We start from the raw sequence: 12023 nt of genomic DNA, 5'->3' as shown, positions 1-12023 counted from the left end.
CAATTACTCCATCATCTTCTCAATTGGCAGCACCAGAATGGAGCTTGCGCCCAGTGCCTTCAGTTTTTCCATGGTTTCCCAGAACAGCGTTTCGCTACTGACCATGTGCATCGCCACACGCTGCTGATCGCCCGCCAGTGGCAGAATGGTAGGGCGCTCAGCACCTGGCAGCAGGGCGATCACTTCGTCCAGACGTTCGGTTGGTGCATGCATCATGATGTATTTGGATTCACGCGCCTGAATCACGCCCTGAATACGGGTCAGCAGTTTGTCGATCAGCTGCTGCTTGGCATCGGCCATTTCGCCGTCACGCTGGATCAGGCACGCTTTGGAGCGGTAGATCACTTCCACTTCGCGCAGGCCGTTCGCTTCCAGGGTGGCACCGGTGGAGACGAGGTCGCAAATGGCATCCGCCAGGCCCGCACGCGGCGCGACTTCAACAGAACCATTCAGCAGACAGGATTTAAACTGCACGCCTTTCTGATCCAGATAGCGTTTTAACAGGTGAGGGTAGGAGGTAGCGATGCGTTTGCCGTTCAGCGCGGCCGGGCCATCCCAGGCTTCATCAACCGGTGTTGCCAGCGACAGGCGGCAGCCGCCGAAGTCCAGGCGACGCAGGGTGAAGTAACGCGGATCTTCACCCTGAGCGCGACGCGTCAGAAGCTCTTCTTCCAGTACGTTTTCACCGATGATGCCAAGGTCAACGACACCGTCCATCACCAGGCCCGGGATATCGTCATCACGCACGCGCAGAATGTCGATGGGCATGTTTTCAGCCAGGGCAATCAGGCGCTGGGTGTGCAGGTTGATTTTAATCCCGCAGCGGGCCAGCAGTTCGCGTGAATCATCACTTAAACGGCCTGATTTTTGAATAGCTATGCGTAAACGTGAGTTATCTAACATTCTGTATTCCTCGTTAACCTGTTTTAATCTGTCTGAATTTGGTCCAAAAAAAAGCCCCCGGAAGAAGATCTTCCGGGGGCTTTTTCATGCGTTCATGCACCACTGGAAGATCCAAACGTCTTCCAGCACACATCGCCTGAAAGACTAGTCAGGATGATGGTGATGATGGTGGTGTTTAAATTGAACGCGTGTCATATAAATTCTCGATGAATGCTTATTCATTTGATGTCTTTTAACCTAAACCAGTTGTATGACACATTGCAAGGGCTTTTTTTGATCATTAATTCATTTCATATTGATGCTATGAATTGTGTGTTCTGCTGTGCTGGCGTAGCCTTATGAGAGACGAGTGAGAGTCAGGAGAATTCACATGAAAAAGGTCGCGATTGTCGGTTTAGGATGGCTGGGAATGCCGCTGGCGATGTCATTAGCCGCGAAAGGCTGGCATGTGACCGGGAGCAAAACCACGGCGGATGGCGTGGAGGCGGCGCGCATGTGCGGTATTGATGGCGTCGAGCTGCGTCTTGAACCAGAGCTGGTATGTGATACTGACGATCTGGACACGCTGATGAATGTGGATGCGCTGGTCATTACGCTTCCCGCGCGTCGCAGCGGCCCGGGCGAATCATTCTATCTGCAGGCGATGCAGGAGATTGTCGACAGTGCGCTGGCACACGATGTGCCGCGTATTATTTTTACCAGCTCAACCTCGGTCTACGGTGATGTTGAAGGTGTGGTGAAGGAGACTACCGAGCGCCGTCCTGTTACCGCGAGCGGAAAAGTGTTGAAAGAGCTGGAAGACTGGCTGCACAACCTGCCGGGAACGCAGGTAGATATCCTGCGTCTGGCGGGGCTGGTTGGCCCAGGACGACACCCGGGACGCTTTTTTGCCGGCAAGTCTGCCCCCGATGGGCAACACGTGGTGAATCTTGTGCATTTAGACGATGTTGTCGGGGCAATTGAGCTCCTCTTACAGGCTCCAAAGGGCGGGCACATCTATAATATATGTGCACCCTCTCATCCTGCGCGAAGCACATTTTACCCGCTGATGGCGCGTCAGTTGGGTCTGGCGCCACCCGTTTTTGGTGAGACAAAGGACGAAAGCAAAGGCAAAATTGTCGATGGCAACCGCATTTGTCATGAACTGGGTTTTGAGTATCAGTATCCCGATCCGCTGGTGATGCCCATGGCATAAGTCCTCCGGCGGAATCTATCGCACACCGGAAGGGGGCGAACATGAAACCGCTGCTGGATGTTCTCATTATTCTGGATGCACTGGAAAAAGAAGGCAGCTTTGCGGCTGCCTCAGCGAAGCTCTACAAAACCCCTTCAGCGCTGAGCTACACGGTTCATAAACTGGAAAGCGATCTGAATATCCAGATCCTCGATCGCTCTGGCCACCGGGCCCGCTTTACCCGCACCGGACAAATGCTGCTGGAAAAAGGGCGTGAAGTGCTGCACACCGTCCGCGAACTGGAAAAACAGGCCATCAAACTTCATCAGGGCTGGGAAAATGAACTGGTGATTGGCGTTGACGATACTTTTCCATTTTCCCTGCTGACGCCGCTAATTGAAGCGTTTTATCAGCGCCACAGCGTGACCCGGCTGATTTTTATTAATGGTGTACTGGGCGGCTCCTGGGAGGCCTTGGTTCAGGGGAGGGCGGATATCATCGTCGGCGCATTACATGAACCTCCTCAACTGAGCGATTTTGGGTTTGCCCGCCTCGGGATACTTGAGCAAGTTTTCGCGGTTGCTCCGCATCATCCGCTGGCCCGGGAGCCTGAGCCCATTAACCGGCGCGTTATTAAAGGTTACCGTGCCATTGTGGTGGGCGACAGTTCACGGCCGGAATGTGCCGTATCGTCGCAGCTGCTTGATGAGCAGGAGGCCATTACCGTTTTTGATTTTAAAACCAAGCTGGAATTGCAAATCAGTGGGCTGGGTTGCGGCTATTTACCTCGCTATCTGGCGCAGCGATTTCTTGATAGCGGCGCGCTGATTGAAAAACAGGTCCTGGCTCAAAGCAGTAATGAATCGGTCTGGGTTGGCTGGAATGAACAAACGGCGGGGTTAGCCAGCGCCTGGTGGCGGGACGAAATTTTAGCAAATAGTGCTATCGCCGCTGTCTATACGCAGAGCAGCGTCCACAAATCAGCCAGTTAGCGCAGGAATATTTACAATGCCTTTGTAAAGTATTGCGTTTTGTATCTGATGTGGGGCAAAATGCGCCGCAGCAACCAAAGGAATAATCGACGATATAAAAGGCGTCGGTTATTTTTTTTTGCATGTATGAAACGAAACTAAAAACCAAGAGGCCGGGCTTCGTACCGGATAGATATTTACTAAAATCCGACAGTTGTTGTCGCTGAGGAAGAAAGAAATGGGGCAATTTTTCGCTTACGTGGCGGTTATCACCGTAAAGGAGAATAACTATGTCGCATAACGCAACTCCAAACACCTCTCGCGTGGAATTACGTAAAACACTTACGTTGATTCCGGTTGTTATGATGGGCCTTGCCTATATGCAACCAATGACGCTGTTCGATACATTCGGTATCGTATCAGGCCTTACTGACGGTCATGTGGCAACGGCGTATGCCTTTGCACTGGTCGCTATTCTCTTTACAGCGCTGAGCTACGGTAAACTGGTTCGCCGTTTCCCGTCTGCAGGCTCTGCCTACACCTATGCCCAGAAATCCATTAGCCCGGCGGTTGGCTTTATGGTGGGCTGGTCATCGCTGCTGGACTACCTGTTCATGCCGATGATCAACATTCTGCTGGCAAAAATTTACTTCGAAGCGCTGGTACCTTCCGTACCGTCGTGGCTCTTTGTTGTTGCGTTAGTGGCCTTTATGACCATCTCTAACCTGCGCAGCATTAAGACCGTGGCGAACTTCAACACCCTGATTGTTATTCTGCAAATGGGTATTGTTGCGGTTATTGTGGGTTTGATCATTTACGGTGTTTCTCACGGTGAAGGCGCGGGCACGCTGGTCAGCTCTCGTCCGTTCTGGTCTGAAGGGGCACATGTGGTGCCGATGATCACCGGTGCGACTATTCTGTGCTTCTCGTTCCTGGGCTTCGACGGTATCTCTTCTCTGTCTGAAGAGACCAAAGATGCAGAACGCGTGATCCCACGAGCCATTTTCCTGACTGCGTTGATTGGTGGCATGATCTTCATTGGTGCCTCCTACTTCCTGCAGCTCTACTTCCCGGATATCTCTCGTTTCAAAGAGCCGGATGCTTCACAGCCTGAAATCATGCTGTACGTAGCAGGGAAAACCTTCCAGTGGGGCGTACTGATCTTCTCCAGCGTTACCGTTCTGGCTTCTGGTATGGCTGCGCATGCAGGGGTTTCTCGCCTGATGTATGTAATGGGTCGTGACGGTGTGTTCCCAACCCGTTTCTTTGGCTACGTTCATCCGAAATGGCGTACTCCGGCGTGGAACGTGCTGTTGGTGGGCGCAATCGCCCTGATGGCCATTAAATTTGACCTGGTGACGGCAACGGCACTGATTAACTTTGGTGCGCTGGTGGCCTTTACCTTTGTTAACCTCTCCGTGATCTCGCAGTTCTGGATCCGTGAGAAGCGCAACAAAACGCTGAAAGACCACTTCAATTACCTGGTTCTGCCAATGTGCGGTGCGCTGACGGTCGGTGCATTGTGGATTAACCTGGAAGAGAGCTCTATGATTCTGGGGCTGATCTGGGGTGGTATTGGTCTGGTTTACCTGGCCTGCGTGACGAAGAGCTTCCGTAACCCGGTTCCTCAGTACGAAGACGTTGCGTAATACCGTGTCGGGTGGCGGCTACGCTTACCCGACCGACAAAACCCGTAGGTCCGCGTAAGTGCTGCGCCATCGGGCAAAAAAAACCGGAGACCATCGCCTCCGGTTTTTTTATCACTGAATTTCAGACTATCTCTTGTACGTACTTGAACAGTGCTTTCAGCAGCGCCTGCTTCTCTTCATTCCCTTCGTATTGGCCGTAAAGCATCTCCAGCTCCTGCGCATAGCTGTGCAGATATTCAGGCGTAAACACATTACGGCGATGCTGCAGCCAGCGTTCCTGCTCAGCTTCATCCAGCGTGCCGGGATAGTTACGCGCGCGGTAGTTAAACATCAGCTTCTCAATGCGTTTATCCGCAAAGGTGATGTCCAGCGCGGGCAGGTTACGCGGTTCAGTTTGCAGGACGATGTTCATCGCAGCACGGTCGGCATCGCTGAAGAAGCCGTTATACAGCTGCGCATCCACGTTTTCGGACGGCACGAATGGCTCGGCTTCGGCAAATATGGCGACGACTTTCTCGCGCACCTGCGGATTTTCGCGCAGTATTTTAAGGTTATCCAGGCAGTGCTGGCGGTTGATCCCGAGCCTGTCGGCATCTTCCGGGCGCAGCGTATTGGCCTGCGCCAGTACCGGACATTTATTGATATGCACCAGTTTGACCGGCACCGCGGGCAGGTCTCCCAGCGCATCTTTCGGGGTATAGAGGCGCTCACGCAAGGTATTGCTGTCGAGCCCCAGCAGCGGGGAGATATCCCCGGCTAAATCCACCATGATGACCGCGTTACGGTTATCCGGATGCCAGGCCAGCGGTGCCACCCAGCTGGTGTTGCCGCGCCAGGCACCAAACATGCCGGAGATATGCACCAGCGGTTTCATCTGCGGCACATCAATCAGCGTCATCAGTTTCTGCTTGCTGCGATGACTCAACAGATACTCAAACAGGCGTGGTTGTGCGGTTTTGACCAGCTTCGCCATGGCAATGGTGGCATAGACGTCGGCCATCGCGTCGTGGGCATTACTGTGCTCAATGCCGTTGGCGCGTGTCAGGTGCTCCAGCCGGAAGCTTGGCAATCCGTCTTCGTTTTCCGGCCAGTTAATCCCCTCCGGGCGCAGCGCATAACAGGCGCGCATGATATCCAGCAAATCCCAGCGCGAATTGCGGTTCTGCCAGCTCCAGGCGTAGGGATCGTAGAAGTTGCGGTAGAAGATGTTGCGCGTCACTTCATCATCGAAACGGATATTGTTATACCCGACCACGCAGGTATGGGGAACGGTGAACAGATCGTGGATACGGCGGGCGAACTCTGCCTCGTTAACGCCTTTTTCCCGCGCTTCCTGGGGCGTTATCCCCGTGACCATGACCGCGCCGGGCTGCGGCAGGTAGTCATCGGCAGGTTTGCAGTAAAAGACCTCTGGCTCACCAATAATATTGAATTCGTCGTCAGTACGGATGGCGGCAAACTGCGCCGGTCGGTCCAGCGCCGGGTGGGTGCCAAAGGTTTCGTAGTCGTGGAATAAAAAAGTCGGGCGTGCGGCAGAGTCAGACACCAGTAATACCATCCTGTTAAAAAGTGACGTCACTATGGTAAACGATCGTGAGGGACAGACCGAATAAAAAGCGCCGCCATGCTGCAAATTTGCGAGCGTGGTTCCGGGAAAAACATGCTTTCTGTCACATTTTTTTGCAATTAAGCCAGGTAACGACACCAGAACTCCCGTAAAAAGGTCATCGATTTTTAATGACCTGAGGATATACCGTTGAAACGCCGTCTGTTTATAGCTGTTTCTCTACTCGCTTCGAGTGTCTCATCTGCTTTTGCGGCCGATCCGCTGGATTTTTCGCCGCAGCCTCCGGCCATTCAGGCCGGCTCCTGGGTACTGATGGATTACACTACGGGTCAAATCTTAACGGCGGGCAACGAACATCAACAACGCAACCCGGCGAGTCTCACCAAGCTGATGACCGGCTACGTTGTTGACCGCGCTATTGATAGCCACCGCATTTCCCCGGATGACATTGTCACCGTCGGGCGCGACGCGTGGGCAAAAGGTAACCCTGTCTTTGACGGTTCGTCACTGATGTTCCTGAAAGAGGGGGACCGCGTTTCTGTGCGCGACCTCAGCCGCGGTCTGATTGTTGATTCTGGTAACGACGCCTGTGTGGCGCTGGCGGATCACGTGGCCGGTGGCCAGCCGCAGTTCGTGAAGATGATGAACGACTATGTGCAAAAGCTGAATCTGCGCGATACGCACTTCGAAACCGTTCATGGTCTGGATGCCCCAGGCCAGCACAGCTCCGCGTATGACCTGGCCGTGCTGTCCAGAGCCATCATCCACGGCGAGCCTGAGTTTTACCATATGTACAGTGAAAAGAGCCTGACCTGGAATGGGATCACGCAGCAAAACCGTAACGGTCTTCTCTGGGATAAGACCATGAACGTGGATGGTCTGAAAACGGGGCACACGTCAGGGGCCGGATTTAACCTGATTGCTTCCGCCGTTGACGGCCAGCGTCGCTTGATCGCTGTAGTGATGGGTGCAGACAGTCCGAAAGGGCGTGAGGATCAGGCCCGTAAACTGTTGCACTGGGGACAACAGAATTTTGATACCGTGCAGATCCTGCACAACGGTAAAAAAGTGGGCACCGAGCGGATCTGGTACGGCGATAAGGAACAGGTGAACCTGGGCACCGACCAGGATTTCTGGCTGGCATTACCGAAAGCAGAAGTACCGAACATCAAGGCAAAATACGTGCTGGATACAAAAGAGCTGGAAGCGCCGATAGCCGCCCATCAGCGGGTAGGCGAGATCCAGTTATACGACCGCGATAAAGTGGTCGCTCACTGGCCGCTGGTGACGCTGGAGCGTGTTGATAAAGGTGGCCTTTTCTCCCGTCTGAGTGATTATCTGCACCACAAAATCTAACTTTTCTGAGCAGACTGGCAGGGTTGCGAGTCTGCTCACATAATAAACACTCCTTGATTGCCGATTATAGAAATTCTGCTTTATAGTGTATAAATATACAGTGATAAACGGAGGCAGTATGGACTACAGCATCAGGCAGGAAAAGAAACGTAAGATTGCCGGTTTTCACCTGGTCGGGCCATGGGAACACACGGTAAAACAGGGCTTTGAACAGCTGGTCATGTGGGTCGATGGCCGACACATTCAGCCGCTGGAGTGGGTTGCGGTTTATTACGATAACCCGGACGAAGTGCCGGCAGAAAAATTGCGCTGCGATACGGCCGTTACGGTACCGGATGATTTCGTTATCCCGGAAAACAGCGAAGGGGTGATGATGACGGAAATTGCGGCCGGAGATTACGCCGTCGCGAAAGCACGTGTTGAAAACTATGACTTCGCCACGCCGTGGTACCAGTTCTTTAACTCCCTTTTGCAGGACAACAAATTCCAGATGGCTCTGAAACCGTGCTTCGAGCGCTATCTCAATGATGGCAACGCCGACGGGTACTGGGACATCGAAATGTTTATCGCCGTAGAGCATAAAGCGGGGTAGTCCTGTTAAATGCAGGGTTTTTCAGCCGGGTGTGATCCGCCCGGCTGAAAACGCAGTACAATTGTGATTTGCCGTGTAGCTGGAGAGCGGGTGTGCGTCCCGACAAATCATTAACGTCTTTTGAAATTCGGCTGTATAAACACTACCGCGTGGTTCATGGGTGCCGTATCGCGCTGGCATTCGTTCTGACGTTTGTGCTGGTCCGTTTGCTGGATGTTCCTGAAGGAACGTGGCCGCTGATCACGCTGGTGGTTGTCATGGGGCCTATCTCGTTCTGGGGGAATGTTGTCCCGCGTGCCTTCGAGCGCATTGGCGGTACGGTTTTAGGCTCTGCTCTTGGGCTGATTGCCCTGAAGCTGGAGCTTATTTCATTTCCGGTGATGCTGGCCTGGTGCGGTGTCGCCATGTTCCTCTGCGGCTGGCTGGCGCTGGGTAAAAAGCCCTATCAGGCACTGCTGATTGGTATCACCCTCGCGGTGGTGGTCGGCGCGCCAGCGGGTGATATGACCACGGCACTGTGGCGAAGCGGGGATGTTATCCTTGGTTCACTGCTGGCGATGCTTTTCACCGGTATCTGGCCGCAGCGCGCTTTCCTGCACTGGCGCATTCAGATGGCAAATTACGTCACCGCTTTTAACCGCGTCTACCAGGCCGGTTTTTCACCTAATCTTGTCGAACGTCCCCGGCTGGAGAAGCACCTCCAGCAGATCCTTAATGACGTGGTCAAAATGCGCGGTCTGATTACTCCTGCCAGTAAAGAGACCCATATTCAGAAATCGATTTTCGAAGCTATCCAGACCGTGAGCCGTAATCTGGTCTGCATGCTTGAATTGCAAATCAACGCGCACTGGGCCTCGCGCCCCAGCCATCTGTTAATGCTGAACGCGCAGACGCTGAAGGAGACGCAGCAGATGACGCAGCAAACCCTTCTGACCATCGCTCATGCCCTTTATGAAGGTAACCCGCAGCCCATCCTCGCAAACAGCGAGCGTCTGAATGAGATCGTTGCCGAACTGAAACAGCTGATCAACGAGCGACAGGGCGATAACGTAGCGGAAACCCCAATCCATGGTTACGTCTGGCTGAGCATGGAACTGGCGCGTCAGCTTGAGTTGCTGTCGCATCTCATTTGCCGCGCACTGCGCAAATAAAGAGCAGCTATCGCCATATGTGACGGCTGCTGCTTCGATTCAGCATCAATTGGGGTTATGATAGTTTTAAACGATATACTCATTGTCATTCGCAGCCGCTGTCAGTAAGGTTATTGTTACAACGGTTGCTTTAACGAATCCGAATCTCACATTATCAGGGGTGTAAAAATGGAAACTACCAAGCCTTCGTTCCAGGATGTTCTGGAATTCGTCCGCCTGTTCCGCCGCAAAAACAAACTGCAGCGTGAAATCCAGGACGTTGAGAAGAAGATCCGTGACAACCAGAAACGTGTTCTGCTGCTGGATAACCTGAGCGACTACATTAAGCCAGGTATGAGCGTTGAAGCTATTCAGGGCATCATCGCCAGCATGAAGAGCGACTACGAAGACCGCGTTGATGACTACATCATCAAAAACGCTGAGCTGTCTAAAGAGCGTCGTGACATCTCCAAAAAGCTGAAAGTGATGGGCGAAATCAAAAACGCTGAAGCCAAAAGCGAATAATCGCTGCTGATTGCAAAAAAGGCTCTCTGGTGACAGAGAGCCTTTTTTATTACGCAGAGCGCGGCTGAAGCTGGTAGATCCAGGCCTTAACCTGGTCACCTTCGGCGGTGGTCACCATGACCTCGACCCGATCGTAGCCGTCTTCAAATTCGTCCAGCATCGGCCAGTGTGCCTCAAGGTTACTGGAGATAAACAGATAACCCTCAACGCGCGGGCCATCGGCGTGCAGCACGATACCCGGAAAATCTGCCGCAGCGCCCCAGCCACGCGCATAAAATGTCCCGGTGACAAAACCGGCCTGCCATTCACCGCCGATGCTTTCGAGAATATGTGCATTTGAATGGCCCGGGCGTAACGTACCGTAGACAAACAAAGAGTCCATTTTTCCTCACCAGAAAAGCAAAAAGCCCGCTTTAAAAGCGGGCTTTTCAGAATGTGGCTCCTCTGACTGGACTCGAACCAGTGACATACGGATTAACAGTCCGCCGTTCTACCGACTGAACTACAGAGGAATCGTTGTGGAGGCTTATCTTAGCGGCGAAAAAACTTTTGTCAAACCTGATCTTAGTGATTAGCGATCGATTGCCGATTCTGTCATCAGTTTGTTGCAAATCCAGACATCTTTTTATGGAAAATACTTTGCAGGATGAGCTTTTCTCCCCCATCATTTGAAATGGAGTTTCAACTTTTCTCGCTAAGGTCCATTTTGAACGTTACTGCCACTCTCCGCCAGGCGATTATGCGCACGCCATGGTATGCAAAACGTAAAAGCTATCGTGTTCTGTTCTGGCGTGAAATCACCCCGCTTGCTGTACCTATTTTTCTGGAGAATACCTGCGTTCTGCTGATGGGGGTGTTGAGCACCTTCCTGGTGAGCTGGCTGGGTAAAGAGGCGATGGCCGGGGTCGGGCTGGCGGACAGTTTTAACATGGTGGTGATGTCTTTCTTTGCCGCTATCGATCTTGGGACCACGGTGGTGGTGGCCTTTAGCCTGGGCAAGCTGGATCCGAAGCGTGCCCGCGAAGCCGCCCGGCAGTCGCTGATGATCATGACCCTCTTTTCGATCATCCTGGCGGCGGTGATCCACTATTTCGGCAAAGAGATTATCGACTTTGTCGCGGGTGAAGCGACGAATGAAGTTAAGGATCTGGCGCTGACCTATCTGGAAATGACGGTCTTAAGCTATCCTGCTGCGGCTATCGCGCTGATCGGTAGCGGCGCGCTGCGCGGGGCGGGCAACACAAAAATTCCGCTGCTGATCAACGGCGGAATGAACATCCTGAATATCATGATCAGTAGCGTCCTGATCTACGGTGTTTTCTCCTGGGAGGGGATGGGGTTTGTTGGCGCAGGCCTGGGGCTGACTATCTCCCGCTACATTGGTGCGGCAGCCATCCTCGGGGTGTTGATGGCGGGGATCACGCCATCACTGCGCCTCACGTTAAAAAGCTACTTCCGACCCTTTAACTTCGCCATTATCTGGGAAGTGATGGGGATTGGTATTCCTGCCAGTATCGAGTCGGTACTGTTCAACGGCGGTAAACTGCTTACCCAGATGTTTGTTGCCGGTATGGGGACAGATGTGATTGCCGGTAACTTTATTGCCTTCTCCATCGCCTCGCTGATTAACCTGCCGGGTAACGCCTTAGGGTCGGCCTCCACCATCATCACCGGTAAACGGCTCGGCAAAGGGCAGATAGGTCAGGCGGAGCGGCAGCTGCGCCATGTCTTCTGGCTGTCGACCATTGGTCTGACGATAATTGCGTGGGGGAGCGCGCCCTTTGCCGGGCTGATGGCCTCGTTCTATACCCACGAAGATGATGTTAAAGAGGTCGTTAAGATCCTGATTTGGCTCAACGCGGCCTTTATGCCGATCTGGGCGGCGTCCTGGGTACTGCCTGCCGGGTTAAAAGGGGCACGCGATGCCCGCTTTGCGATGTGGGTCTCTATGCTCGGCATGTGGGGTTGCCGCGTGGTAGCGGGTTATACGCTGGGGGTCATGCTCGGTATGGGGGTCGTCGGGGTCTGGCTGGGGATGTTCCTTGACTGGGCCGTGCGTGGGGCATTGTTCTACTGGCGTATGGTAAGTGGGCGCTGGCTCTGGAAATATCCGCGACACAATGCCTGACAAATGTGCGAAATGTTGAATAAATCGG

General features: G+C 53.3%; 13 protein-coding genes, 1 tRNA gene and 1 other annotated feature. Of the genes, 9 read left to right on the top strand and 5 right to left on the bottom strand.

Annotation, left to right across the window (positions count from 1 at the left end; all coding sequences use genetic code 11):
* Positions 1-3 precede the first annotated feature (3 nt).
* Both hisG and hisL read right to left on the bottom strand, forming a co-directional pair.
* A complete protein-coding gene (gene hisG / locus ACQG22_RS15010) occupies positions 4-903 on the bottom strand; it encodes an ATP phosphoribosyltransferase (protein WP_000886595.1) in 900 nt (299 codons plus the stop codon).
* A 45-nt stretch (positions 904-948) separates the two neighbouring features.
* Positions 949-1072: a sequence feature (His leader region), on the bottom strand.
* Positions 1048-1098 carry a his operon leader peptide gene (gene hisL, locus ACQG22_RS15005; RefSeq protein ID WP_001364200.1) on the bottom strand — a complete coding sequence of 17 codons (51 nt, stop codon included), beginning with the start codon at positions 1096-1098 and terminating at the stop codon, positions 1048-1050. It overlaps the preceding feature by 25 nt.
* 175 nt (positions 1099-1273) lie before the next feature.
* On the opposite strand from hisL, the gene ACQG22_RS15000 reads away from it, so the two are divergent.
* The 4 genes from ACQG22_RS15000 to ACQG22_RS14985 all read left to right on the top strand — a co-directional run bounded on the left by ACQG22_RS15000 (position 1274) and on the right by ACQG22_RS14985 (position 4697).
* On the top strand, positions 1274-2098 hold the full coding sequence (locus ACQG22_RS15000) for an SDR family oxidoreductase (protein WP_013097842.1): 825 nt from the start codon (positions 1274-1276) through the stop codon (positions 2096-2098).
* 41 nt (positions 2099-2139) lie between these two features.
* Positions 2140-3069, top strand: a complete 930-nt coding sequence (locus ACQG22_RS14995) for a LysR substrate-binding domain-containing protein (protein WP_013097841.1) — start codon at positions 2140-2142, stop codon at positions 3067-3069.
* Between the two features lie 217 nt (positions 3070-3286).
* Positions 3287-3349, top strand: a complete 63-nt coding sequence (gene yoeI / locus ACQG22_RS14990) for a membrane protein YoeI (protein ID WP_099458931.1) — start codon at positions 3287-3289, stop codon at positions 3347-3349.
* On the top strand, positions 3339-4697 hold the full coding sequence (locus ACQG22_RS14985) for an APC family permease (RefSeq protein ID WP_013097840.1): 1359 nt from the start codon (positions 3339-3341) through the stop codon (positions 4695-4697). Before yoeI ends, ACQG22_RS14985 begins: the two co-directional genes overlap by 11 nt.
* Before the next feature lie 121 nt (positions 4698-4818).
* On the opposite strand, the gene sbcB is transcribed toward ACQG22_RS14985, so the two are convergent.
* Positions 4819-6255: an exodeoxyribonuclease I gene (gene sbcB / locus ACQG22_RS14980; protein WP_369706911.1), complete on the bottom strand. Its 1437-nt coding sequence runs from the start codon at positions 6253-6255 to the stop codon at positions 4819-4821.
* A 198-nt stretch (positions 6256-6453) separates the two neighbouring features.
* Between sbcB and dacD the strand changes: the two genes are divergently transcribed.
* The 4 genes from dacD to ACQG22_RS14960 all read left to right on the top strand — a co-directional run bounded on the left by dacD (position 6454) and on the right by ACQG22_RS14960 (position 9867).
* Positions 6454-7620, top strand: coding sequence for a serine-type D-Ala-D-Ala carboxypeptidase DacD (gene dacD, locus ACQG22_RS14975; RefSeq protein WP_029881831.1), 1167 nt, complete (start codon positions 6454-6456; stop codon positions 7618-7620).
* 118 nt (positions 7621-7738) lie between these two features.
* Complete coding sequence (gene sbmC, locus ACQG22_RS14970; RefSeq protein ID WP_013097837.1) at positions 7739-8212, top strand: DNA gyrase inhibitor SbmC; 474 nt, start codon at positions 7739-7741, stop codon at positions 8210-8212.
* Between the two features lie 92 nt (positions 8213-8304).
* Positions 8305-9363 carry an FUSC family protein gene (locus tag ACQG22_RS14965; protein WP_045292640.1) on the top strand — a complete coding sequence of 353 codons (1059 nt, stop codon included), beginning with the start codon at positions 8305-8307 and terminating at the stop codon, positions 9361-9363.
* Positions 9364-9531: 168 nt separating this feature from the next.
* Complete coding sequence (locus tag ACQG22_RS14960; RefSeq protein ID WP_010432067.1) at positions 9532-9867, top strand: DUF496 family protein; 336 nt, start codon at positions 9532-9534, stop codon at positions 9865-9867.
* Positions 9868-9916: 49 nt separating this feature from the next.
* Here ACQG22_RS14960 and ACQG22_RS14955 read toward each other — a convergent pair whose 3' ends face one another.
* Both ACQG22_RS14955 and ACQG22_RS14950 read right to left on the bottom strand, forming a co-directional pair.
* The gene (locus ACQG22_RS14955) at positions 9917-10249 is read right to left on the bottom strand and encodes a gamma-glutamylcyclotransferase family protein (protein WP_029881834.1); all 333 of its coding nucleotides are present in this window, start codon (positions 10247-10249) and stop codon (positions 9917-9919) included.
* 54 nt (positions 10250-10303) lie between these two features.
* Positions 10304-10379, bottom strand: a tRNA-Asn gene (locus tag ACQG22_RS14950).
* A 161-nt stretch (positions 10380-10540) separates the two neighbouring features.
* Here ACQG22_RS14950 and emmdR point away from each other — a divergent pair.
* On the top strand, positions 10541-11995 hold the full coding sequence (gene emmdR / locus ACQG22_RS14945) for a multidrug efflux MATE transporter EmmdR (RefSeq protein WP_120727113.1): 1455 nt from the start codon (positions 10541-10543) through the stop codon (positions 11993-11995).
* Positions 11996-12023: the final 28 nt, after the last annotated feature.

Origin of the sequence: Enterobacter cloacae complex sp. 309I3 (assembly GCF_050031595.1) — a bacterium.
GTDB lineage: Bacteria > Pseudomonadota > Gammaproteobacteria > Enterobacterales > Enterobacteriaceae > Enterobacter > Enterobacter cloacae.
This window is presented reverse-complemented; position numbering and strand designations above follow the sequence as displayed.

Coding starts and splice junctions, on each gene's coding strand:
- hisG (WP_000886595.1), bottom strand. CDS start 903: ATGTTAGATAACTCACGTTTACGCATAGCTATTCAAAAATCAGGCCGT.
- ACQG22_RS15000 (WP_013097842.1), top strand. CDS start 1,274: ATGAAAAAGGTCGCGATTGTCGGTTTAGGATGGCTGGGAATGCCGCTG.
- ACQG22_RS14995 (WP_013097841.1), top strand. CDS start 2,140: ATGAAACCGCTGCTGGATGTTCTCATTATTCTGGATGCACTGGAAAAA.
- ACQG22_RS14985 (WP_013097840.1), top strand. CDS start 3,339: ATGTCGCATAACGCAACTCCAAACACCTCTCGCGTGGAATTACGTAAA.
- sbcB (WP_369706911.1), bottom strand. CDS start 6,255: ATGGTATTACTGGTGTCTGACTCTGCCGCACGCCCGACTTTTTTATTC.
- sbmC (WP_013097837.1), top strand. CDS start 7,739: ATGGACTACAGCATCAGGCAGGAAAAGAAACGTAAGATTGCCGGTTTT.
- ACQG22_RS14960 (WP_010432067.1), top strand. CDS start 9,532: ATGGAAACTACCAAGCCTTCGTTCCAGGATGTTCTGGAATTCGTCCGC.
- ACQG22_RS14955 (WP_029881834.1), bottom strand. CDS start 10,249: ATGGACTCTTTGTTTGTCTACGGTACGTTACGCCCGGGCCATTCAAAT.
- emmdR (WP_120727113.1), top strand. CDS start 10,541: ATGGAGTTTCAACTTTTCTCGCTAAGGTCCATTTTGAACGTTACTGCC.